Genomic DNA, 22,108 nt, shown 5'->3' with positions numbered 1-22,108 from the left:
AGAAACTCAAGTGCGCTTGAGGTCAAGCGCCGTTCTGGGGACCCGGTCGGCCCCTCGCGCGCCCGCCCACCGTGCCCGGGGTGGCGCGAGACACGGTCGAGAACGGCTCGACGCCGGGTGGGAAGGGGCTCGGCCCCCTTCCCACCCGGCGTCGTCGCACACGTGTGCGCGGCCGGCGGCCGCACACGTCACTGCACGGTGGTGCTGGACAGCTGCACCGAAGTGGCCGGATCCGGATAGCACTGGACCGGGGTGAAATCGTTGACGGTGGTGTCCAGGCGCCGCATCGACAGGCCCGGGGCGTCGAAGCCGGTGCCGCCGGCCGAGGTCACCAGGGTGCCGGACGCGGGAGCGGTGTAGACGGCCTCGACGACCGGGAGTTCGAAGGTCTGGCCGCCGTAGAACGGACCGCCGGCCCGCAGCGTGAGCTGGCCGTCGGCGGCGACGACGGACCGGCTGGAGTCGCCGAGGTTGCTGCCGTCGGTCAGCTTCAGGCTCACCAGGCGCGCGCCGGCCGGCTGGTTGATCCTGACGGCGATGTCCCGGACCTCCTTCTGGTAGGTGGCGTTCAGGGTGTAGGGGCCCTGGGCGTACTTCACCGTGAACCGCTGGTGCGGCGAGACGGTCGCGGGCGCCGTGACGTCGAACAGGCGGCTGCTGCCGTACTCACTCCACACGCCGTTCTCCGGCACGCGGCACAGGAACGGGACGGTGGCGGGCGCGGCGACGGCGCTGCCGGACGCGGCCAGGACACCGGCCAGGGCCAGGGCGCCGACGGCCGTCGCCCGGCGGGTGGTGGTCTTGCTCATCAGGCTGTCTCCTCGGATCTGGCTGCCGCTGCGGCAGCCCGGTGAAAGCTAGGGACGCCCTCTGGAGACCGGCTCGAAATGCACTGTTCCACCCGGTCTCCAGCGGCCTGCGACGCCTTCGCGGCAGGGTGCCGCCCCAGGACCGTCCACACGAGGGAGGCAATGGTGAGGCTCAAGGACAAGGTGGCCGTGGTGACCGGCGGCGCCAGGGGACTCGGACTGAAGATCACCGAGGCGTTCGTCGCCGAGGGCGCCCGGGTGGTGGTCGCCGCGCGGGGCGCCGCGGGGGCGGCCGAGGCCCTCGCTCACCTTGGGGAGCGGGCTGTCTTCGCGCAGGCGGACGTCCGGGACGCGGCATCGGTGCGGTCGTTGCTCGGTGTGGCGGCGGACCGGTTCGGCGGGGTGGACATCATGGTCGCCAACGCGGGACTGAGCCGGCCGGGACCGGTGGCGGGCCTCGCGTTCGAGGACTGGTCGGACGCGCTGGACACCAACCTCAACGGGCTCTTCCACTGTGTGAAGGAGGCCGTGCCCCATCTGGAGAAGAGTGGGGACGGGCGGATCATCACGCTCTCCTCGGCACTGGGCAGCCGTCCCACCCGCGGGGCGGCCTCGTACTGCTCGACGAAGGCCGCGACGGAGATGTTCACGCGCGTGGTCGCACTGGAACTGGCACCCCGGGGCATCACCGTCAACTGCCTCTCCCCCGGCTTCATCGACGAGGGGATGGGCAAGCTGCTGGCGGCCAACGAGGCCGTCTGGAGCCAGTACGCCCCGAAGGTCGCGCTGGGCCGGATGGGCTCGGGCGAGGAGGTCGGGGACGCCGCCGTCTACCTGGCCTCCGCCACCGGCTCGTACGTCAACGGGCACGTGCTGGAGATCAACGGCGGCCTGTCCTGGTGACGGCGGGCCCGCGGCAGCGCGGAGGGCGGCACCCCCGTGGGTGCCGCCCTCCGCGCCGTCCTGAGGCAGTCAGGCGCCGGCGGTGACCGCGACGCTCTGCCCGGTGACGGCGGTGTTGGCCGCCGAGGCAAGGAACACCACCACCCGGGCCACCTCGGTCGCCTCCAGCAACCGGTTCAGCGGACTCCTGGCCGCGTAGCGGTCCGCCACGCCGAACCCGGTGGCGATGCGCTCCTCGTTGCGGAAGGTGCGGGTCAGGCCCGGGACGACGACGTTGGACAGGATGTCCCCGTCTCGGCCGAGGCTGAAGGCCGTACTGCGGGAGAAGCCGTGCAGCGCCGCCTTGGCGGCCGCGTAGTACTCGGAACCGATCCGGCCCCCGTCGGTCTCCAGCACCCCTTCGGTGACCAGGCTCGACGACAGGTGCACGATCCGTCCCCAGCCACTGCGCCGCATCGATGGGGCGACCCGCCGGGTCAGCTCGACGGCACCCTCGATGTTGTCGCGCAGCTTGCCCTGCCAGTCGTCGCCGACCTCCTCGAACCGGTCCCCCGGTGGTCGGAAGCCGAAGGGACGCAGCGCGTTGTTGACCAGGACGTCGGCGCGGCCGGTCCAGTCGAGCGCTGCCTCGGTGAAGGTGCGGGCGGTGGCGGGGTCGCCCAGGTCGTACGGAGCGGTGCGGGCCCGGCCGCCGGCCTTCTCGACCAGGCGCGCGGTGCTCGCGGCGTCCTCGGGCCGGGAGCGGTATCCGACCAGCACGTCGGCGCCCTCCGCGCCGAAGGCCGCCGCGATCTCCCGGCCCATGCCGCCGGACGCGCCGGTGACGAGGACGGTGCGGTGTCTCAGACCGAGGTCCATACGGCGTCACCCCGCCACGGGGGTCGAGGCCGCCCCGTCCCGCCGCCCCGGATGCGCGGGCGGCGGTGAGCCGCCCCGCCCGCGCGCACCGGACAGGCGGCGTACCGCCGGCACCTCGACCGCGCGGTACAGGAGCCAGGCGGCCAGCAGGGTGAGGGCGAAGTCCAGGACGATCACGCCGAGCGCGGGCAGGGTGTCCCAGGTGCGACCGGGCACCCGGCCCATCGGGCCGTACCACATGACCAGCATGTGGACCATGTAGAAGGCGAAGGACAGCTCGCCCAGGAGGACCGCGGCGCGGGTGCGGAAGGACGACCGGCGGCCCTGGACGTCGGCGGTGGCCCCGGCGGCCACGATGAGCGCCAGCGGGACGACGGTGGGCGCGACGACGCCGTAGGCGCCGGGCAGCCATACGGTCAGCGCGTAGCCCGGGATCAGGGTGAGCAGCGCCGGGCCCAGCCCCAGCGGGATCCAGCGGCCGGTCAGCACGATGCGGGCCATCACGATGCCGAGCGAGAACTCCAGCAGCCGGCTGACCGGCAGGCAGTACACGAACCAGTACTGGTACCAGGAGATCGGGTAGTACGGCATGTCCGGTTCGGTGGGCAGCAGTTGCGAGGCGAGCGCCACCAGGACCGTGCCCGCGACCAGCAGTCCGGCGCACAGCCACAGCATGCGCTCCGGGATGGCCCGCACCCGGCGCGCCAGCCACGGGAAGGAGAGGTAGAACAGCAACTCGGCGGCGAGGGACCAGCTCGGCCCGTTGGTGCCGAAGAAGACGTCCTCGACCGGGAACCATGCCTGGACCAGGAAGAAGGACGGGACGGTGTTGCCGACGGTGGCCGCGGAGCCGCCGAGCCACACCATGAGCACCAGCCCGAGCGCCCAGGTGACCAGGTGGTTGGGGAAGATCTTCGCTAGCCGGCGGCGCCAGAAGGCGGTCGGCCGGTCGGTGTCGCGTGCCGACCAGGTCAGCACGAACCCGCTGAGGACGAAGAAGAACCCGACCCCGACGAAGCCCAGTTTGGAGACGTAGTCGATCAGGCTCCCCTCCAGCTCCTTGTCGGTGAAGACGCCGTAGGTGAACGCGTGGCAGACGAACACCATCAGGGAGGCCGCGAACCGCATCCCGGTCAGCGTGGGCAGCCGGGACGGGCGCCGGGTGTCGACGTCGGTGCTCACGCCCGCGGCTCCCGCGCCTTGCGTCCGACCGCGATGACATAGCCGAGGACCTCGCCCTCCAGCACGCCGACCTTGGACAGCATGGCCTTGAACTCGTCGGCGAACTCCTTGCCGCCGCGCTCCGCGATGTAGGCGTACTTCTCGTCCAGCACCTCGGGGATGCGGGCGGCGGAGCGGTGCAGGTGCGCGGTGGCGTCCTCGAACCGGGAGATCTCCAGTCCCGCGCCCAGGAGCAGTTCGCGGTAGCCCTCAATGGTGGGCAGCGCCTCGACGGTGAAGCCCTCCTTCAGCGCGACGCGCTGCTCGGGTGTCAGACCGGTGCGCTCGGCGTAGTCCGACAGCACGAACCGGCCGCCGGGCACGAGGACCCGCTCGATCTCGCGGAGCGCCTTCGGTCGATCGGACATGTACATGATGGCCTCGGACGCCCAGACCGCGTCGAAGGAGCGGTCCGGGTAGGGCAGCGCCATGCCGTCGGCCTGCGCGAAGACGACCTGCCCCGCCACCCCGGCCTCGGCGGCCAGCCGTTCGCCCTGCCCGACCTGCTCGGCACTGACGTTGATGCCGACGACCCGGGCCCCCGTCGCCTTCGCGGCCGCGATGGCCGGTCGGCCGAACCCGCAGCCCACGTCGAGCAGACGGTCGCCCTCGCCCAGTTCGGCGGCCTCGATCATCACCTCGGTGTGGCGTTCCTTGGGGTCGGTCCCCGGCTTCTCGTCATCGAAGTACCCGATGTGCAGGTTGAAGCCGCTCAGGCCGAAGAGCCAGCTGCGGTCGTCGAAGTACTCGCCGACCTCGTCGGCCGTCTTGGATTCGTACGTGGTCATGTTCCCGGCACCTCGTTCCAACGACAATCCGTCGGGCACCACGCTGGGCAGCCGCTCTCGAAGGCCGGTGGAGGCCGCCTCCACACGGCGGGCGTTCCACCGGCTCTCGAAGCCGCGTCAAGGTCCCCGGCCGACCCTGCGGACATCCGTCCGCAACAGAGGGGACCCCGTGATTCATCTCTTCCAGCCCCAGACAGGCGACGAGGAACTGGCCGCCGTCGCCGAGGTGTTCGCCGACAAGTGGCTCGGCCACGGGCCGCGCACCACAGCCTTCGAGGCGGAGTTCGCCGCCCACGTCGGGGTGGACCCCGAACACATGATCTTCCTCAACTCCGGTACTGCGGGGCTCTTCCTGGCCCTGGAGTGCCTCGACCTGCGGGAGGGCGACGAGGTCGTCATGCCCTCGCTGAGCTTCCTGGCCGCCGCCAACGCCGTGCTGGCCGCGGGCGCCCGCCCGGTCTTCTGCGATGCCGACCCCCGCACCCTCAACCCGGCCGCCGCGCACGTCGAGGCCGCACTGTCCGAGCGCACCAGGGCCGTCGTCGTGCTGCACTACGGCGGTTGCCCGGGCGACATCGAGGCCATCGCCGAGCTCTGCCGCGAGCGGGGCGTCCCGCTGGTGGAGGACGCGGCCTGCTCGGTCGGCTCCCGGGTCCGCGGCCGGGCCGCCGGCAGCTTCGGCGACCTGGCCATGTGGAGCTTCGACGCGATGAAGGTACTGGTCACCGGCGACGGCGGCATGCTGTACGTACGCGACCGGGCGCGAGCGGACCGGGCCCGCCGCCTCGCCTACCACGGCCTCGTCCAGTCCAGCGGTTTCGGGCACGCCCGGGTCTCCGGCCGATGGTGGGAACTGGACGTGCCGGAGATCGGCCGCCGCGTCGTCGGCAACGACCTGACCGCGGCGATCGGCCGGGTCCAGCTGCGCCGGCTGCCCGACCTCGTCGCCCGGCGCCGGGAGATCGTCGAGCTGTACGACCGCGAACTGGCCGGGGTCGAGGACGTGCTGACACCCCCGCCGCCGCCCGCCGGCCACGAGTCGACGCACTACTTCTACTGGGTCCAGTTCGAGGGCGGTATCCGCGACGAGATCGCGGGGGAACTGCTGGCGGCCGACATCTACACCACCTTCCGCTACGCCCCTCTGCACAAGGTCTCCGCCTACCGCCGCGAGGGCGGCCCGGATCTGCCCGGCTCGGACCGGGCCGCCGAACGCACGCTCTGCCTGCCGCTGCACCCGGGCCTGTCCGACGACGACGTGCGCACGGTCTGCGCGGCCCTGCGCAAGGCCGTCGCGGCCCACCGTTAGGAGTCCCGGATGCGCCTCGTCTTCCTCGCCGCCCTGGCCAAGACCCTGCACGAGGTCACCATCGGCCTCGACCTCGCCGAACAGCTCGCCGACGCCGGCGTCGAGAGCCACTTCGTCGTCAACCCCTACAACGAGGAGCAGCTGCGCGCCGCCCGGCTCCCCCACACCCTGGTGGAGCCGGAACTCGGCGCGGACGTCCGCCAGGTCGTGCACCGGGTCGTGAAGGAGTTCCGCGCCGACGCGGTCGTCCTCGTCGACTACCTCGCGCACTGGATGACGTTCAAGGTCGGCTACCGCACCGACCCCTGGTTCGTGGAGGACCTCGGGCTGCCGGTCATCCCCCTTGACCTGTACGACCTGGAGAACACGAGCCGGCGCGTGGAGATCCTCGGCACCACCATGGAGGTCGACGACAACCTGACGCGGATGCCGGTGCAGCTGCTGCCGGTGCCGATGAACCGGCCGCAGGTCACCGCCTCGGGCCGCGGCCTGCCCTACCGCGCGAACCGGACCCTCGCCCCGCTGACCGCGGCCGCCCGGCGGGAGACCCGTGCCTGCCTCGGACTGCCCGGCGGCGCGCGGCTGCTGATGGTGCCCACACTGCCCTGGCAACAGTTGATGCAGGTGCACGCCGCCCCGCCCACCCGGGAACTCGCCGCCCGGCTGCCCCGCCTGCTCGCCGGGTATCTCGGCCGGCTGCCGCGGGACACCCACTTCCTGATGACCGGCCCGCTGTTCGAGGGCTTCGCCGAGCTCCTGCCCGCCGACCGGGTCCACCACCGCCCCGCCTGCACGGCCGCCGAGTACCACCGACTGCTCGCAGCCGGTGACGCCGTGTTCGCCTTCCACCTGCCGGGCTACGCCCTGGAGCGAGCGGTACTGGCCGACGTACCGGGTCTGCTCGCCGTCAACAACCACCCGGTCGACGGCCCGCGGGACGCCGACCGGCTCGGCGGCGCCTTCGCGGGCGGCACGACCGACCGGGTGCGGGACTGGCTGGCCGACTACCCGGGACCGCTGCCGGACTTCCACATGTGGCCCCTGCGCTGGAACGAGGTGCTGCGCCCGCTGCTGGAGGCCAACCCGTTCACCGAGACGCTGCTCCGCGCCGAGATACTCGACGAGAACGCCCTGGTGGCCGGCCTCGAACGCGTCCTGTACGACGAGGCCGAACGCGACCGGCTGGCCGCCGCCCGGGCCGCCTACCGGGACGCTGTGCACGCCCTGCCGGACACCGCGCACACGTTCACCGAGGCGGCACACCGCCTCGGCCTCGGCTGAACACGCCCGTGGCCCCGGCCGGATCGACGACGATCCGGCCGGGGCACCGCGGGACGGGCCGCCCGCGCACGGGGATCAGGCCGAGGGCGCCACCAGGTCCTCCACCGCGCTCACCACCTGGGCCGGCAGCGGCAGCCGGGCCATCTCCGCGGACACCGCGCGCGCCCGCTCCCGGTACGAGCCGTCCTCCAGCACCTCACGGCAGGCCTCGGCGATGTTCTCCGGCGAGTCCTCGCGCGGGTCGACCATCCTGGCCGCCCCGAACGCGCTCAGCCGCTCGGTGTAGCCCACCACGTAGGGCAGGTACGGGATCAGCACCTGCGGCACGCCCGCGGCCATGCTGCCGAGGACCGTGTTGCCCCCCGCGTGACTGACCGTCAGGTCGCAGGTGCGGGCGACCACGTCCAGCGGGATCCACCCGGCCCGCACATTGTCCGGCAGCGGACCCAGCTCGGCCGCGACCGTCTCCGGAGCCGCGACCAGCAGCTCCACGTCCAGCGCGGCCACCTTCGCCACCAGACCCGACAGGATCTCGAAGTCGGAGTCCTTGGTGACCCGGCTCCCCGCGCTGACCAGAACCCGGGGAGCGTCCCCCTTCGCGAACATCCACGGCTCCAGCGGCCTCTGCGCCGTGTACGGGACGTAGCGCATCAGCTGGGCCCGCGGGGCGTCGGCCGGCCGCAGCGACGGCGGGCAGGTGTCGACGAACAGGTCGGCGCCGGGCATCTCGTAGCGGCCGAGCGCCTCCAGTTCGGGCCCGAGTTCGGCCGCCGCCGCCAGGTCGATGGTGCGCGGCTCGCCCATGTCCACCGCGTGCTTGACGTAGGGCACCCCCGCGTACGCGGCGGCCAGCGGACCGGCGAACGCCAGCACCCCGCCCACCACCACGTCCGGCCGCCACCGGTCGATCAGCGCGGTCAGGCCGTCCAGGCAGGCCGCCGCGTACCGGCCGAAGCAGCGCCCGTTGAAGAGGTAGCGCTCGTGGAGGTCCTCGGGGATCGTCTGGAGGACGCCCCGCCGATCGTGCAGGAAGTCCTTCATGGTCTTCGAGGTGACCGGGGCCCCCGGGACCCCCGCGCCGTTGATGGTGGGCATGCAGTCCTCGGGAGCCGCCATGACGACTTCGTGCCCGGCGTTCCTGGCCGCCTGGGCCAGCGGCACCAGGGAGAAGATGACACCCGACGTGCCACCCGCCACAAAGAGAATCTTCATGGCGGGGATCGTCGGGCACCAGGTTCGTCGGCGGCTCGAAGGGGCCTCGACGCCGGTCACGGCGGCCCGGCCCCCTCCCGGCCCTCGAGCACTCCTCCAGCACCGTCGGCGAGCGTCGCACGCACCGCTGCCGCGACACCGCCGCCGGACACCGCGCCACCACCGGGCCTCGTCCTGACATCGAGCGCCGGCTCGGAAGCTCGATCACCTGACGTGGACCCATGAAGCGCGGCGGCGCACCCGCCGCCCCGCGCACTGGAGGACTAACTCGTGAAGGACACCCAATGAGCCGTCGCGTCGTCATCACCGGGATAGGCGTGGTCGCTCCGGGGGGAGTGGGCACCAAGGAGTTCTGGTCCCTCCTCACCGCGGGCAGGACCGCGACCCGCGCCATCAGCCTCTTCGACGCCTCCCCGTTCCGCTCCCGGATCGCCGCGGAGGCCGACTTCGACCCGCTGCTCCACGGCTTCACCGCCGCGGACGCCGGACGCCTCGACCGCGCCGCCCAGTTCGCCCTGGTCAGCGCCGACGAGGCGGTCCGCGACAGCGGTCTGGAGATCGAGCGCCTCGACCCCACCCGCACCGGCGTCACCCTCGGCAGCGCGGTCGGCTGCACGATGGGCCTGGACACCGAGTACAACGCGGTCAGCCAGGGGGGCAGCACCTGGGAGGTGGACCACACCCTGGCCGTACCGCATCTGTTCGACTACTTCGTGCCCAGCTCCATGGCCGCCGAGGTGGCTTGGCGCACCGGCGCCCAGGGCCCGGTGTCGATGGTGTCCACCGGCTGCACCTCGGGCCTGGACTCGATCGGGCACGCCGTCGAGCTGATCCGAGAGGGCAGCGCCGACGTGATGATCGCCGGCGCCACCGAGGCGCCCATCTCTCCGATCACGGTGGCCTGCTTCGACGCGATCAAGGCGACCTCTCCGCGCAACGACGATCCGGAGACCGCCTCCCGCCCCTTCGACGCCTCCCGCAACGGCTTCGTGCTCGGCGAGGGCTCGGCCGTCATGGTGCTGGAGGAACTGGACAGCGCCCGCCGCCGCGGAGCGCACGTCTACGCCGAGATCGCCGGCTTCGCCAGCCGCTGCAACGCCTACCACATGACCGGTCTGCGCACGGACGGCGCCGAGATGGCCGAGGCGATCCGGGTCGCGCTCGACGAGGCCCGCGTCGACGCCACCGCCGTCGACTACGTCAACGCGCACGGTTCCGGGACCAAGCAGAACGACCGGCACGAGACCGCCGCGTTCAAGCGCGGCCTGGGCGACCACGCCCACCGGGTCCCGGTCAGCTCCATCAAGTCGATGATCGGGCACTCGCTCGGCGCGATCGGCTCCCTGGAGGTGGCCGCGAGCGCTCTGGCCATCGAGCACGACACGGTGCCGCCCACCGCGAACCTGCACCACCCCGACCCCGCCTGCGACCTGGACTACACCCCACTGACCGCCCGTCAGCAGCGCACCGACACGGTGCTGAGCGTCGGCAGCGGCTTCGGCGGGTTCCAGAGCGCGATGATCCTCACCCGCCCGCGTCTGGGAGAAGCCGCATGACCGCCCCCGTCACCGAGCCGACCGCCCGACCCGCCGGCGGCGACCCCGCCCGGACCGCGCCCGCCGTGACCGGGATCGGCGTCGCCGCGCCCAACGGTCTGGGCGTCCCGGCGTGGTGGGCCGCGGTGCTGCGCGGTGAGAGCGGCATCCGACCGGTCACCCGCTTCGATGCCCGGCGCTACCCGGCGCAGCTGGCCGGCGAGATCCGGGACTTCGTCGCCGAGGAGCACGTTCCCAGCCGCCTGCTGCCGCAGACCGACCACATGACCCGGCTGGCGCTGGCCACGGCCGACGAGGCCCTCGCCGACGCCGGCGTCGACCTGTCCGCCCTGCCCGACTACGCGGCCGGCGTGGTCACCGCCGGGTCCGCGGGCGGCTTCGAGTTCGGCCAGCGCGAGCTGGAGGCGCTGTGGGGCAAGGGCGGCCGGTTCGTCAGCGCGTACCAGTCCTTCGCCTGGTTCTACGCGGTCAACACCGGTCAGATCTCCATCCGGAACGGCTTGCGCGGCCCCAGCGGTGTGCTGGTCACCGAGCAGGCCGGCGGCTTGGACGCGGTGGCGCAGGCCCGCAGGCAGCTGCGTAAGGGACTCCGGCTGCTGGTCACCGGCGGCGTGGACTCCGCGCTGTGTCCCTGGGGCTGGGTGGCGCACGTGGCGGGCGGCGAGCTGACCGGGTCCACCGATCCGGCCGGCGCGTACCTGCCATTCTCCGAGGACGCGTCCGGGCACGTGGTCGGCGAGGGCGGCGCGCTGCTCGTCCTGGAGGACCCCGTCGCCGCGGCGGCGCGCGGCGCCCGGGTGTACGGCACCGTCCAGGGATACGCCGCCACCTTCGATCCCGCCCCGGGCTCGGGCGGCGCGCCGCGGCTGCGGGCCGCCGCCGAGCAGGCCCTGGCGGAGGCCGGGCTGGCGGCGGGCGACGTCGACGTGGTCTTCGCCGACGCGGCCGGCCGCCGGGACGCCGACCGGGCCGAGGCCGAGGCCGTCGCAGCGGTCTTCGGGCCGGGGCGGGTGCCGGTGACCGCTCCCAAGACCATGACGGGCCGGCTCGCGGCCGGTGGCGCCGCCCTGGACCTGGCGGCGGCGCTGCTGGCGCTGCGCGACCAGGTGATCCCGCCGACGGCGCACGTCGCCGCGCCCGCCGCGGACTGCCCGGTCGACCTGGTCACCGAGGTCCGCCGGCCGGCCGGGGGCCTGCGCACGGCCCTGGTCCTGGCCCGCGGCCGGGGCGGGTTCAACGCGGCCATGGTGGTGCGTGCCGCCGACTGAGCCCGCCGACCCCGGGCCGCACCCGTCCGCTGCCCCGCGGGTCGTGCGCCGGTCCCGGCAGTCGCCCCTCCCGACGCCCGACCCGCCGGCCCGGCCTCCCGGGCCGCCGGCCCGACTCCCAGAGCCAGGAGGACCGTTGTCCACCGTCGACCCCGCGGACTTCGCCCGCGCCATGGCCCGGGTACCCACCCCGGTCACCGTCGTCACCACGGTGGACCCCGGCGGACGCCGCTGGGGATTCACCGCCAGTTCGTTCAGCTCGCTGTCGCTCGACCCGACGCTGGTGCTGGTGTGTCCGGCCCGGACGGCCTCGTGCCACGACGCCTTCGTCTCCGCCGACCGCTTCCTGGTGAACGTGCTGGCCTCCGGCCAGGCCGGGGTCGCCGGCGCGTTCGCCCGTCCGGGCGCGGACAAGTTCACCCAGTCCCCGATGGAGCCCCGCGAGTTCGGGCTGCCCGGGCTGGCCGACGCCACCGCGCGGATCGCGTGCGCCCTGCACGACGTCCTGGACGGCGGCGACCACAGCATCCTCGTCGGACGCGTCGAGGCGGTGTGGACGTCGGACGCCGAGCCGCTGGTCTACTACAACCGCCTCTTCACCCGGCCCGGCGGCAGTCCGGCTCTTGCGTCGTCAGCATGACCGCACCGACCTGGAGAGAACAGTGACCCCGACTTCCCCTCATACCCGCCGTACCTCCGTGCCTCCCGGGCCGCATCTGCGCGAGGTCGCCGAGAACGTGTTCGCCTACCTCCAGCCCGACGGCGGCTGGTGCCTCAACAACGCGGGCCTCGTCGCTCCGGGAGGGCGGCCGGTGCTGATCGACACCGCGGCCACCGAGGCCCGGGCCGGGGCGCTGCGGGAAGCCGTGCGCACCGTCGCCCCGCAGGGACCGGGGTTCGTGGTCAACACCCACCCGCACGGCGACCACACCTTCGGCAACCGGTTCTTCGCCGACGAGGCGGTGATCGTGGCGCACGAGGCGACCCGGGCGGAGATGGACCTCGCGGGACTGCACCTGACCGGGCTGTGGCCGGAGGTCTGCTGGGGCGACATCAGCGTGGAGCTGCCGTCGCTGACCTACCGGGACAGGCTCACCCTGCACCTGGACGACACCGTGGTCGAGCTGATGCACCTGGGCACCGCCCACACCCGCAACGACACGGTGGCGTGGTTGCCGGGGCAGCGGGTGCTGTTCACCGGGGACGTCGTGATGTCGGGCGCCACGCCCTTCTGCCTCACCGGGTCGGTCGCCGGCTCCCTGGACGTCATCGAGCGTCTGCGGGTCCTGGAACCGGAGACGGTCGTCTCGGGCCATGGCCCGGTGGGCGGACCCGAGCTGCTGGAGGAGACCGCCGGCTATCTGCGCCACGTCCAGCGGCTGGCCGCCGACGGCATCGCCGCCGGACTGACCCCGCTGGAGACGGCCCGGCAGGCCGGCCCCGGTCCGTACGCGGGCCTGCTGGACAGCGAACGCCTCGTGCCCAACCTCCACCGGGCGTACGCCGAGGCCCGGGGCGCCGAGCCGGGCCACTGGCTCGACATCGAAGAACTGTTCGCCGACATGGTCGCCTTCCACGGCGGCCTCCCGGCGTGCGCGGCCTGACCGGGGCCGCGCACCGCCATCGACACCTCGAACGGAGCATCGTGATACCCCTCGATCCCACGAACCACCCCGTCACCGTTGTCGACTGGGTGGAGCTCGCCGAACACGACCGGGACGGCCAGCGGAAGATCGTCGACATCCAGCGCGCCGACGCCGAGGACGACGACGACCCGGCCTGGGTCTCCTCCGCGCTGCACGCCGCGCACACCCGGGCCGGCGTCGCACGCCTCACCCAGTGGCGCACCGCGGCCGAACTGCGCGCCCACCGGGCCGGTGAGTCGAACCGGCTGGCGGAGCTCGCCTGGACCGGGCTGGCCACCGAGCACCGGATGCTCACCGCCGAACTGGTCTCGGTGCAGCACGCGCCGTCCGTCACCGGCGGGGTGGACATCACCACCGCTCGCGACGACTGGACGTCGATCACCATCCAGTGGGTGGCGCCGCAGGACCAGGACACTCTGGTCACGGAGCTGACCCGGCCCCGGGAGGAATGGGTCCACCTGCTGCCCGGCTACCGGTCGCACAGCGTTCTGAGGGGGCTGGACGGCACATTCGTGATCAATTACGCGCAGTGGGAGAGCGAGCGGGCGTACTGGGCGTTCCACGACGTGCCCGAGCATGTGTGGCCGCCCGACGTGCGCGCCTCCCGCGACCGGGCCCGCCGGCTGACCACGGCCTGGGAGTACGGCACCTTCCGGGTCGTCCACTCCCGCACCGCGCGGCGCACCGACCAGTTCTGACCGTTGCCGTGGATTCACGAGTGGGGGATCGAGTGATGAGTGCGCCGGTTTTCGAAAGGGCCCGCGGGGCCGTGGTCGGGGCGTGCGCGGGGGCGGGCTGCGTCGGCCGCCGGACAGCCGGGGAGGCGCCGCGTCCCGTGACCGCGGGCCGCCGGCTGTGCCCGCTCTGCCGGGAGCAGCTCTCCCTGGACCTGCGGCGGCTGCCCGCGCTGTACGAGGCGTGCGGTCGCCTGCTCGACGGGGGCTTCCGGGACGCGACCCGGCCCAAGACGTCCGGCGGCCCTCCGCACGGCGTGCCGTTCAACACCCTCGCCGCCGACGTGCGGGCCGACATCCTGGGAGTGCTCGGCTCCTGGGCGGGCGCCGTCGTAGGGGAGCGGGGCGGTCCCGCGCCCTGCCGTGCGGTGCCGCAGCTGAGCGTCTTCCTGGGGCGCCACCTCGACTGGATCGCCGCACACGACGCCGCCGGCGAATGCTCCGGCGAGCTCGCCCGGCTGGTCGGCCGCGCCCGCCGGGTGGTGGACCCCGACGTCCGGCACCGGGTGACGATCGGCGGGTGCGTCGAGCCGGGCTGCGCCGGGGCGCTGACCGCCGTGGTGCGGCCGGACCCGGCGCGGCTGCCCGCCGTGATCCGCTGTGACCGCGACCCGGCGCACCACTGGCCGGGCCACCAGTGGCTCCACCTCAGGCGCCGGCTCGACGGAGCGGCGCCCGCCCTCCCGGGCCCGGCCCCCGCCGTGTCTCCCGGCCGCCCCGCCGGCCCCGAAGCAGCCGGCTCCACAGCCCCCGAACCGCGCGCCGCCGGTGCGTCTCCGGCCACCCCCGCGCCCGCCGTGCGCTGGGTGACCGCGGCCGATGTCGCGCGCCTCTGGGGCATTTCGACCGGCAGCGCGTACCGCCACGCCAGCGAGGCGGGGTGGCGCCGCCACCACCGGCGGGGCCGTACGTATTACCACGGGGAGGACGTGCTGGCGACCCTCGGCGGCCGCCGCACCGGGGGGTGAGGGATGGCCGGCGCGGCGGGCGCGTTCTCCGCGCGGGCCACCGTTCCCGGCCCGGCTCCTGCGGCCGGGAACGGTGGTGTGAGCGGCGGTGTGCCGGGCCGGGTGTGCGTCGTGCGGGTCAGATCGCGGCCAGGGCCGCCCGGTACCACGGTGCGGCGGCCCGGAACCCGGCGCCGAAGTCGCCGCCGGGGCCACAGCGGAGGTCGGACCTGAGGGGTGCGCCGTCGAAGAAGTGGTCGGTGGTCATCATGTCCAGTGCGGACAGCAGCCGGTCCTGTCCGGCCAGGGCCTCACGGGCCTCCTGAAGGCTCAGTTCCCGCTCGGGCCAAGGGAGTCCGGCGCACTCCGCGACGGCGCTCAGCAGTGCGCGGGCGGTGACCGGCTCCGGATGCGCGGCGTGGTAGACCCGCGCGGTGAGGTCGGATTCCGGGGCGAGTGCGGTAGCCACCAGGAGTCGTGCCAGTTCCGTCACAGAGATCACCGACAGCCGGGCCGGCCAGCCCTCCACCCGGCCGGGCAGGGCGCTCAGGAGCCGGGCCACGCCGGGCCCCACCCAGGTGTCGCCCTCCCCGTAGACCAGATGCGGGCGCAGAACGACACCTCCGGCCGCGAGGACGGTGTCCTCGGCCGCCGCCCGGGTGCGGGAGGTGACCGAGCCGGGGTTGCGGACGAGTTGCTCCGGCCGACTGCCGTGGAAGGTTCCCCGGCCGTAGACGGACGCGGTGCTGAGCTGGACCACGCGGGAGACGCCCGCACGGCGGGCCTCCGCCACCAGGGCGGCGGTGCCCCGGGCGTTGACCACTTCGTTGGCCTCCGCCGTGCCGCCGACCCGCGCGGCGCAGTGAACGACGACGTCGACGCCGTCGCACACCCCGCGCAGCGTCGCGGGATCGGCCAGATCGGCGCGGACGACGCGCGGATCCGCGTCGCCGACCGGACGGCTGTGCGCCATCAGCCGCAGACCGGATCGCTGTCGCCCGGCCTCGCGGACGACGTGCCGGCCCACAAAGCCGGACGCACCGGTGATCAGGATGGTGGACATGCCTCACTCCCCCGAACTGCTCCGTTCAGCGCTTTCCCGGGCTCACCGCGAGGTGCTTCCCGGGGCTCACCACGAGGTCGGCGGTGAAGACCGTGGCCTCCCGCTGCGAGCCGCGCACCCGTACCCGTACATCGTCCGTGCCGTCGACGGGCTCCGGGGCGGCCTCGATCCAGCACGGCGCGTCGAACTCGGCGTACCGGGCGAAGTCGGCGCGCACGCCCAGCAGGAGGGCGTCGGGCAGCCCGGTCGAGGCGTGGGCGGCCTGCCGGGCGGCCTCGATGAGCACCATGCCGGGAACGTGGTCGACCGGGTGGTCGAAGTAGGTGGGGTGCGCGGTGTCGACCCGCATCTCCCAGCGGTGCCCGGCGCCGGGCTCGGGCCGGGCGAGCACCACGTGCCGGGCGCTGGCGTGCCCGACTGCGGCCGGGTCGATCGCCGGGGGGACGGTGCGGTCGGGGGCGGTGGGCCGTTCGCCGCGCACCCGCCGGTACACGCTCGGGCTCAGGCAGCGGAACGAGGCACCGGCCGTGGCCAGCCGCCTGCCGTCGCGGAGCACGGAGACGTCGTAGCGCATGGCGCTGAGCGTCCGCCCCCGGCGGACGGTGTCACGGCAGACAGTGCGCAGTTCCACCTCAGTGGGCACGACGTCGGTGGCGAAGAGCCGAGGATCCGCGTCCACGGTGATGTCCGCCATGACGAACTGGTGCCCGAAGGGAACGTCGAACTCGGCGTGGGCGAGCAGCGAACCTATCTGGCGTACGGACTCGACCAGCAGCACCGGATCCTGGTGTCCGTCCTCCCGGGCGAACAGGGCGTGGCTGCGCGGCCACTGGGCCTTGACCGTGTAGGCGTACCGGTCGGCCTCGGTGGACTCGTCGGCCTCCCAGCCGGTCAGGAAGACCTCGGAGACCGCGGCGCGATGCACGTACTCGCGCGGGACCGTGGTGGTCAGTCGGGGGAGCAGAGCCTTCGGAGAAGTCTGAGCGGCAAGAGACGTCATGTGCGGCACTCCTGTCATTTCCGGGCAGGGGGCAGCAACGGTGAGAGTCGGCTTCACCCCCCAGGGCCGACGTTCTGCACGAAACAAGATACAGACACGTCAGTCCGGTTTTTCAAGCCCCGCCCTGCCGGACACCTCGAAGTTCGGCCGCCCCACCGCGAACCGAGAAACAGGTAACCCTGCTCGGCCGAGCGGCGCGGATCACGGCGGAAAGCCCTGGCTCGTGGCACGCAAAAGGTCACCGGCGCTTGTCGGCGCGGCTCTCCGGACACCTAAGGCGCAGCTCAGCGGGCAAATGACGAGTAAAGACGGTGCATCGGGCCGATCAAGAAGCTTCATTGACAATCAGACAAGTCTGTTTGCTATGGTCGCTGTGCGAGCGTTCAGCTGGCCCGTCCGCATGACGTGGCTGCGTCCCAGGAGGAGCAGATGAACCGGCAGGCCGTGGATCTACTCGGACCCATATCGGAGCGCTACCACTCCCACCGCCCCACCGTCGCACCGCCGGCCGCGCCGGCCGTCCCCTCGCCGCCCGCCCCGCGGGAGGGCGCCCTGCGCGTCCTGGTCATCGAGAACGACGCCCGCGCCGCCGAGACCCTCATCAAGAGCCTGTTGCGCCAGGGCTACGCCGCCCAGGGCGTGTCCACCGGAGCCCACGCCCTGCACGCCCACCACGACGCCGACCTCGTCCTGCTGGACCTCGACCTGCCCGACCTGGACGGCCTCGAGGTGTGCCGCACCATCAGGACGGTCAGCGACACACCGGTCATCGCCGTCACCGCCCGCAACTCCGAACTCGACCGGGTGCTCGGCCTGCAGGCGGGCGCCGACGACTATCTCGCGAAGCCGTACGGCTTCCGCGAGCTGCTGGCCCGCATGGAAGCGGTGATGCGCCGGGTGCGCGCGCAGCCGTCCGCCGCCCAGGTCATCCACCACGGACCGCTGCGGATCGACGCGGACGCCCGCCTCGCCACGCTGGACGGGAAGCCGGTGGACCTCACCCGCAAGGAGTTCGACCTGCTCCACCTGCTGGCCTCCCGGTCCGGCGCCGTCGTCCCGCGCCGCCAGATCATGGCGCAGGTCTGGGGCGACACCTGGTCCCCGCACGGCCGCACCGTGGACACGCACGTCGGCACCCTGCGCAACAAGCTCGGATCGAGCACCTGGGTCATCACCGTGCGGGGGGTCGGCTTCCGGCTCGGCCATCCCGGGGGCACCCGGAGCGCCAACTCCGAGTGAACGGCGCATCCTACCGATACGATACAGACAAGTCTGTTAGTACACGGTAGGGAATCCGGATGACACAGCAGGAACGCGGCAAGAGGTCGAAGCGAAGCATCCTGGAGGCGGCCGCCCACGTCTTCGACGAACGGGGTTACGACGCCGCGAGCACCAACGAGATCCTGGCCCGCACCGGGCTGACCCGCGGCTCGATGTACCACCACTTCCCGACCAAGAAGGCGATCGCGATGGCCCTGGTCGACGCGCAGGCCGAAGCCCTGGAGGTGCCGGACCAGCCGATGAAGCTCCAGTCCGTGATCGACCTGACCCTGGACTTCTCCCGGCGTCTCCAGCGGGACCCGGTGCTGCGCGCCAGCGTGCGCCTCACCATAGAGCAGACCTCGTTCGACGCACCCCGGCAGACCGCCTACGAGCAGTCCGGCGCCGCCATCCTCCGTCTGCTGCGGCAGGCCGAGGAGCAGGGTGAGATCCTTCCCGGCGTCGACGTGCAGGAGGCCACGTCGACGATCATCGGCGCCTTCACCGGTCTGCAGATCGTCTCCCAGGTGTACACCAACCGGGAGGATCTGCTCGACCGCGTCACCGCCTTCTGGCGGTTCATGCTCCCCGGTCTGGCGACCCCCGGTCTGATCGGCCGCCTGCGGATCACCGAGCAGCCGCTCCCGGCGTCCGCGCCGTGACGGGGCCCCGGCCCGGCACGCCCGCCTGGCCCCGGTCCCCGGCCCGGGCCGCGCCGCGGGCCCGGACCGCGCCGACCGCCCTCAGTCCGGCCCCTGCCCCGCCGGTGCGAACAGGGGGCGCAGCAGGCCGCTGAGCCGCTCCAGCGTCTCGCGCTCCCACCACCGGGGATCCGTGTGCCCCAGTGCCTCGATCCCGGTGGCCACCGCGAGGACCAGGTCCGCCGCTCCCGCCGGCAACCCCGTGTCCTCGTGCACGCCGGCCACTCGCTCGCGCACCGACGCCAGGAGCTCGTCGCGCAGCCGCGGCTGTCCGGTGGAGCCGTCCGCCGCGATCCGCATGCCGGCTCTCACCACCGTCTCGCTGCGCAGGGCCTCCCCGAGCGCCACGAAGAACCGTTCGGGGGCGTCGGCCGGCGTCCCCTCGAACGCCTCGTCGACCACATGGACGAGCCGGCGGCGCGCCTGCTCGCGCACCGTGGCCGTCAGCTCCCCGATCGAGGAGTAGTGATGGTAGAGAGCTCCTCGGCTCACTCCCGCCCGGCGGCAGATGTTGACCAGTCCCGCCTCGGACGGACGACCGTCCGCTATCAACTCGGCGGTGGCCCGCACGAGGGCCTCACGAGTCCGTTCGGCCCGCGTCTGCATCAGACCCGCTCCTACCTTCTTCGACCACGACATGAGGCGCCGGAAGTCGCCGACACCAGCGAGCCAAAGCATACAACTGCGCCTGTTTTCTCGGGGAGTCCACCGCACTCGTCAATCGAGCGAACCTGCTCGGCCGCGCGCCGACCGGTGGACATCCCGACATCGGAGTACTCGACTGCCGGGCGGCGCACGCTGGGCGATAACTCCATACAGACCACGCTGTCTGCTAACAGGCGGGAGCGGTGACGCGGTGCTTGGGGAGTGCGCCGGTCGGGCGCCCGTTCCGCGACGCGCGGCGGAGAACGGTGACCTCGGCCTGAGCCGGCGGCGGGAAGTCTTGCGCGCCCGAGGTGATCCACGGGGTGCGCGTCACGGTCCGACGGTGATCCGTATCGCTGCCAGCGCCTTGCGCGCCGTCTCGTTCACCTCGGCCGCGGTGGCGCCGTGCACGGCGACGCGGCCGATGCGCTGGAGGTTGTCGGTGGGGTCGGCGAGGTGGTCGCCGGGCTGTTTGGTGAGGGTGACGGCGAGGCCGGGGCCGGTGGCGGGGAGGCCGTCGACGGCCAGCAGCGTGCCGGCGTGGGGGGCGGTGAGGAAGCGGACGGCGGCGGCGCCGGCACGGGTCGGGGCGAGGTCGCTCGCGCGGCCGAGGGCGACCTGGACGGCCGTGCGGGCCATGTCGACGCCGGTGGCCCGTTCGACCAGCTCCATGATGCCGTCGCCGGGCGGCCGGGCGCCGGTCTCCAGGACGGACGCCCGGCCCCGGGCGTCGAGTTTGATCTCGGTGTGGGCGAGGCCGTCGCGCAGTCCCAGGGCGGACACGGCCCGGCTCGCGGCGTCCAGCAGCGTCGTGCGCGCCGGGGGCGCGAGGTCCGCCGGGACGGTGTGGCCGGTCTCGGCGCGCACGGCTCCCCGGGTGGTGAACTTCTCGGTGACGGCGAGGTGGTGGATCGCGCCGCGGGCGACGACCGTCTCGACGCTGAACTCCTCGCCGTGCGCGTACTCCTGCGCGAGCAGCGTGGGCTCCAGGGCGATGCCGTGCGGCAGTTTGACCGTCTCGGCCCCGGCGAGGGCCACGGCCTCGGGCAGGTCGCCGGGCGAGGCGACCACGCGTACGCCGATGGAGGCCGCGTTCTCGGCCGGTTTGACCACCAGCGGGTAGGTCAGCGCGGCCGCCGCGACACGCCGGGCGAGCGTGTCCGCGTCCGGGGCGCTGACGGTGCGCGGGGCCGGCACGCCGTACGCCGTGAACGCCTCGGCCATCAGGCGCTTGTTGCGGCAGGCGGGGGCCAGAGCCGCGTCGTGGCCGGGCAGGCCCAGGCGGTCGGCGAGCCGCGCGGCGAGCGGGGTGAGGAACTCCCAGCACGCCAGGACGCCGTCGATCCCGGTCCGGCGGCAGAAGGCGGTCAACTCCTCCAGTGCGGTGGCGGGGTCGGTGAAGTCGGGGCGGACCGTGCCGGTCACCAGCGCCCTCGTCTCGGGCGGGTACTGGGCGTACATCTCCTCGTGGGTGGCCACCCAGGCGTCGGCGCCCAGGTCGTGGGCGGCGCGCAGCAGGGCCTCTCCGGCGGAGACGCCGGCTTCGAGGAAGAGGATCTTCGGCATGTGGAGGTCCTTGAGGGGGTGGCGGGAGGCGGGCGGGGAAGGGGCTCCCGGGAACTTCTAGTGAGCGGCCTTCCGCAACGAAGGCGTCTCCTGGGCGAGTCGCGCGGTCCGTCTCCTGATGGCCGGCGCCAAGGCGAGTTGGGCCAGCGCGGCGGTCGCGCAGAGGGCGGCGCAGGAGAGCCACAGGACGGTGGCGCCGACGGCCAGGAGGCGGGTGCCGGCCAGCGGGGCGATGAGGAAGCCGGTGCCCCAGGCCATGCCGAGCAGGCCGTTGTAGCGGCCGCGCAGGGCGGGCGGGGCCAGGTCGGCGACGACGGCGGCGGTGATGGCGAACACCAGGACCTCGCCGAGGCTCCACACCGCGACGGCCGACGCGAAGGCGGGGCCCGCGGACGCGGCGGCGACCAGGGCGTTGCCCGCGGCGGCGAGCAGGAAGCCGGTGGCCAGCACGCGGCTCTTGTCGAACCGGGCGAGCCGGTGGCCGATCAGCGGCTGGACCAGGATGAGGACGACGCCGTTGACGGCCATGACCGTTCCGTAGACGTCGCCGGACAGTCCGTGCCGTGCCATGACCAGGGGCAGGGTGGCGAAGGCCTGCTGGAAGACGACGGCGTACAGGACGACAACCCCGGCGAAGGCGAGCATCGCCCGGTCGGCGAGGACGGCGCGGTAGCCGCCGCCGGCGCCGCGCTCCGCCGCGGTCGGCCGGGTCTCGGGGACGGCGCACCACACCAGCAGGCCGAAGACCGCGCACGCGGCGGCGTCGGTCCAGAACAGCCAGGAGAAGCCGCGGTCGGCGAGGTGGCCGCCGAGGACCATGGCGGCGGAGAAGCCGAGGTTGACCGACCACAGCAGCAGGCCGAAGGCGCGGGTGCGGTCGGCGGCGGGGACGGTGTCGGCGACCAGGGCCTGGGCGGCGGGCCGGAAGAGGTCGAGGGTGACGCCCAGGGCGAAACCGGCGGCGGTGAGGGCGGCCAGCGACTGCGCGTGGCCGAGCGCCAGCAGGGAGCCGGCGTTGGCGAGCATCCCGCCGGTCAGCGCGGCCCGGCGGCCGAACCGGTCGGTGAGGAGACCGCCCAGCGGCTGGGAGATCACCGAGCCGACGCCGACGACGGCGAGGACGACGCCGATGGTGCCGAGCGGTACGTCGCGGACCTGGCTGAGGTAGAGGCTCAGGAACGGGTTGACCATGGCGCCGAGCCGGTTGACCAGGGTGCCGGACCACAGGACCCAGAACGCGCCGGGCAGACCGCCGGCGCGGACCCTGACGAGGGTGCGCACGCGGCCGGCGGGGCGTGCGGCGGACGGGGTGGGGGTCAACGTGATCCTCCGGGGGGAGCC

The 22,108-nt window shown here is 73.5% G+C and carries 21 protein-coding genes; 11 read left to right on the top strand and 10 right to left on the bottom strand.

Annotated elements, in window-relative coordinates:
- Positions 1–188: 188 nt before the first annotated feature.
- Complete coding sequence (locus tag ABEB07_RS31940; protein ID WP_345671532.1) at positions 189–809, bottom strand: hypothetical protein; 621 nt, start codon at positions 807–809, stop codon at positions 189–191.
- A gap of 162 nt (positions 810–971) precedes the next feature.
- Here ABEB07_RS31940 and ABEB07_RS31935 point away from each other — a divergent pair, with 162 nt between their 5' ends.
- Positions 972–1,712, top strand: coding sequence for an SDR family NAD(P)-dependent oxidoreductase (locus ABEB07_RS31935; protein ID WP_345671531.1), 741 nt, complete (start codon positions 972–974; stop codon positions 1,710–1,712).
- A gap of 69 nt (positions 1,713–1,781) precedes the next feature.
- On the opposite strand, the gene ABEB07_RS31930 is transcribed toward ABEB07_RS31935, so the two are convergent.
- Genes ABEB07_RS31930 through ABEB07_RS31920 form a run of 3 tightly spaced genes read right to left on the bottom strand, consistent with a single transcriptional unit; the run spans position 1,782 to position 4,579 of the window.
- On the bottom strand, positions 1,782–2,570 hold the full coding sequence (locus ABEB07_RS31930; RefSeq protein ID WP_176146798.1) for an SDR family NAD(P)-dependent oxidoreductase: 789 nt from the start codon (positions 2,568–2,570) through the stop codon (positions 1,782–1,784).
- 6 nt (positions 2,571–2,576) lie between these two features.
- Positions 2,577–3,752 carry an acyltransferase family protein gene (locus ABEB07_RS31925; RefSeq protein WP_176146799.1) on the bottom strand — a complete coding sequence of 392 codons (1,176 nt, stop codon included), beginning with the start codon at positions 3,750–3,752 and terminating at the stop codon, positions 2,577–2,579.
- A complete protein-coding gene (locus ABEB07_RS31920) occupies positions 3,749–4,579 on the bottom strand; it encodes a class I SAM-dependent methyltransferase (protein WP_164582921.1) in 831 nt (276 codons plus the stop codon). Before ABEB07_RS31920 ends, ABEB07_RS31925 begins: the two co-directional genes overlap by 4 nt.
- Positions 4,580–4,748: 169 nt before the next feature.
- Here ABEB07_RS31920 and ABEB07_RS31915 point away from each other — a divergent pair, with 169 nt between their 5' ends.
- Both ABEB07_RS31915 and ABEB07_RS31910 read left to right on the top strand, forming a co-directional pair.
- Complete coding sequence (locus ABEB07_RS31915; RefSeq protein WP_176146800.1) at positions 4,749–5,888, top strand: DegT/DnrJ/EryC1/StrS family aminotransferase; 1,140 nt, start codon at positions 4,749–4,751, stop codon at positions 5,886–5,888.
- A gap of 9 nt (positions 5,889–5,897) precedes the next feature.
- Positions 5,898–7,169, top strand: a complete 1,272-nt coding sequence (locus ABEB07_RS31910; protein ID WP_164582919.1) for a DUF6365 family protein — start codon at positions 5,898–5,900, stop codon at positions 7,167–7,169.
- A gap of 75 nt (positions 7,170–7,244) precedes the next feature.
- Here the strand turns inward: ABEB07_RS31910 and ABEB07_RS31905 are convergent, their stop codons facing one another.
- Entirely contained in the window at positions 7,245–8,381 is a 1,137-nt protein-coding gene (locus ABEB07_RS31905) for a glycosyltransferase (RefSeq protein ID WP_176146802.1), read from the bottom strand.
- A gap of 284 nt (positions 8,382–8,665) precedes the next feature.
- On the opposite strand from ABEB07_RS31905, the gene ABEB07_RS31900 reads away from it, so the two are divergent.
- The 6 genes from ABEB07_RS31900 (at position 8,666) to ABEB07_RS31875 (ending at position 14,553) form a co-directional block, all read left to right on the top strand.
- The gene (locus tag ABEB07_RS31900) at positions 8,666–9,937 is read left to right on the top strand and encodes a beta-ketoacyl-[acyl-carrier-protein] synthase family protein (RefSeq protein ID WP_176146803.1); all 1,272 of its coding nucleotides are present in this window, start codon (positions 8,666–8,668) and stop codon (positions 9,935–9,937) included.
- Entirely contained in the window at positions 9,934–11,205 is a 1,272-nt protein-coding gene (locus ABEB07_RS31895) for a ketosynthase chain-length factor (RefSeq protein WP_345671528.1), read from the top strand. Before ABEB07_RS31900 ends, ABEB07_RS31895 begins: the two co-directional genes overlap by 4 nt.
- A gap of 136 nt (positions 11,206–11,341) precedes the next feature.
- On the top strand, positions 11,342–11,845 hold the full coding sequence (locus ABEB07_RS31890) for a flavin reductase family protein (protein ID WP_345671527.1): 504 nt from the start codon (positions 11,342–11,344) through the stop codon (positions 11,843–11,845).
- 58 nt (positions 11,846–11,903) lie between these two features.
- Complete coding sequence (locus tag ABEB07_RS31885; protein ID WP_345671526.1) at positions 11,904–12,809, top strand: MBL fold metallo-hydrolase; 906 nt, start codon at positions 11,904–11,906, stop codon at positions 12,807–12,809.
- A 41-nt stretch (positions 12,810–12,850) separates the two neighbouring features.
- A complete protein-coding gene (locus ABEB07_RS31880) occupies positions 12,851–13,549 on the top strand; it encodes an antibiotic biosynthesis monooxygenase (protein WP_176146805.1) in 699 nt (232 codons plus the stop codon).
- Positions 13,550–13,686: 137 nt separating this feature from the next.
- Positions 13,687–14,553, top strand: coding sequence for a hypothetical protein (locus tag ABEB07_RS31875; RefSeq protein WP_345671523.1), 867 nt, complete (start codon positions 13,687–13,689; stop codon positions 14,551–14,553).
- Positions 14,554–14,671: 118 nt separating this feature from the next.
- Here the strand turns inward: ABEB07_RS31875 and ABEB07_RS31870 are convergent, their stop codons facing one another.
- Both ABEB07_RS31870 and ABEB07_RS31865 read right to left on the bottom strand, forming a co-directional pair.
- Positions 14,672–15,595, bottom strand: a complete 924-nt coding sequence (locus ABEB07_RS31870; protein ID WP_345671522.1) for an NAD-dependent epimerase/dehydratase family protein — start codon at positions 15,593–15,595, stop codon at positions 14,672–14,674.
- Between the two features lie 25 nt (positions 15,596–15,620).
- On the bottom strand, positions 15,621–16,595 hold the full coding sequence (locus tag ABEB07_RS31865) for a ScbA/BarX family gamma-butyrolactone biosynthesis protein (protein ID WP_345671521.1): 975 nt from the start codon (positions 16,593–16,595) through the stop codon (positions 15,621–15,623).
- Positions 16,596–17,024: 429 nt separating this feature from the next.
- Between ABEB07_RS31865 and ABEB07_RS31860 the strand changes: the two genes are divergently transcribed.
- Together ABEB07_RS31860 and ABEB07_RS31855 are read left to right on the top strand one after the other, a co-directional pair.
- Complete coding sequence (locus ABEB07_RS31860) at positions 17,025–17,834, top strand: response regulator transcription factor (RefSeq protein WP_345671519.1); 810 nt, start codon at positions 17,025–17,027, stop codon at positions 17,832–17,834.
- Between the two features lie 59 nt (positions 17,835–17,893).
- Positions 17,894–18,517, top strand: a complete 624-nt coding sequence (locus ABEB07_RS31855) for a ScbR family autoregulator-binding transcription factor (protein ID WP_164582726.1) — start codon at positions 17,894–17,896, stop codon at positions 18,515–18,517.
- A gap of 81 nt (positions 18,518–18,598) precedes the next feature.
- Here ABEB07_RS31855 and ABEB07_RS31850 read toward each other — a convergent pair whose 3' ends face one another.
- From ABEB07_RS31850 to ABEB07_RS31840, 3 genes are all read right to left on the bottom strand, one after another.
- Positions 18,599–19,162, bottom strand: a complete 564-nt coding sequence (locus ABEB07_RS31850) for a TetR/AcrR family transcriptional regulator (protein WP_176146810.1) — start codon at positions 19,160–19,162, stop codon at positions 18,599–18,601.
- Positions 19,163–19,531: 369 nt separating this feature from the next.
- Complete coding sequence (locus ABEB07_RS31845) at positions 19,532–20,767, bottom strand: ATP-grasp domain-containing protein (protein WP_345671517.1); 1,236 nt, start codon at positions 20,765–20,767, stop codon at positions 19,532–19,534.
- Between the two features lie 57 nt (positions 20,768–20,824).
- Positions 20,825–22,087 carry an MFS transporter gene (locus ABEB07_RS31840; protein ID WP_345671516.1) on the bottom strand — a complete coding sequence of 421 codons (1,263 nt, stop codon included), beginning with the start codon at positions 22,085–22,087 and terminating at the stop codon, positions 20,825–20,827.
- Positions 22,088–22,108 lie beyond the last annotated feature (21 nt).

It is taken from the genome of Streptomyces similanensis (assembly GCF_039543625.1).
Taxonomy (GTDB): domain Bacteria; phylum Actinomycetota; class Actinomycetes; order Streptomycetales; family Streptomycetaceae; genus Streptomyces; species Streptomyces similanensis.
This window is presented reverse-complemented; position numbering and strand designations above follow the sequence as displayed.

Coding starts and splice junctions, on each gene's coding strand:
- ABEB07_RS31940 (WP_345671532.1), bottom strand. CDS start 809: ATGAGCAAGACCACCACCCGCCGGGCGACGGCCGTCGGCGCCCTGGCC.
- ABEB07_RS31935 (WP_345671531.1), top strand. CDS start 972: ATGGTGAGGCTCAAGGACAAGGTGGCCGTGGTGACCGGCGGCGCCAGG.
- ABEB07_RS31930 (WP_176146798.1), bottom strand. CDS start 2,570: ATGGACCTCGGTCTGAGACACCGCACCGTCCTCGTCACCGGCGCGTCC.
- ABEB07_RS31920 (WP_164582921.1), bottom strand. CDS start 4,579: ATGACCACGTACGAATCCAAGACGGCCGACGAGGTCGGCGAGTACTTC.
- ABEB07_RS31910 (WP_164582919.1), top strand. CDS start 5,898: ATGCGCCTCGTCTTCCTCGCCGCCCTGGCCAAGACCCTGCACGAGGTC.
- ABEB07_RS31905 (WP_176146802.1), bottom strand. CDS start 8,381: ATGAAGATTCTCTTTGTGGCGGGTGGCACGTCGGGTGTCATCTTCTCC.
- ABEB07_RS31900 (WP_176146803.1), top strand. CDS start 8,666: ATGAGCCGTCGCGTCGTCATCACCGGGATAGGCGTGGTCGCTCCGGGG.
- ABEB07_RS31895 (WP_345671528.1), top strand. CDS start 9,934: ATGACCGCCCCCGTCACCGAGCCGACCGCCCGACCCGCCGGCGGCGAC.
- ABEB07_RS31870 (WP_345671522.1), bottom strand. CDS start 15,595: ATGTCCACCATCCTGATCACCGGTGCGTCCGGCTTTGTGGGCCGGCAC.
- ABEB07_RS31865 (WP_345671521.1), bottom strand. CDS start 16,595: ATGACGTCTCTTGCCGCTCAGACTTCTCCGAAGGCTCTGCTCCCCCGA.
- ABEB07_RS31860 (WP_345671519.1), top strand. CDS start 17,025: ATGAACCGGCAGGCCGTGGATCTACTCGGACCCATATCGGAGCGCTAC.
- ABEB07_RS31855 (WP_164582726.1), top strand. CDS start 17,894: ATGACACAGCAGGAACGCGGCAAGAGGTCGAAGCGAAGCATCCTGGAG.
- ABEB07_RS31850 (WP_176146810.1), bottom strand. CDS start 19,162: ATGCAGACGCGGGCCGAACGGACTCGTGAGGCCCTCGTGCGGGCCACC.
- ABEB07_RS31845 (WP_345671517.1), bottom strand. CDS start 20,767: ATGCCGAAGATCCTCTTCCTCGAAGCCGGCGTCTCCGCCGGAGAGGCC.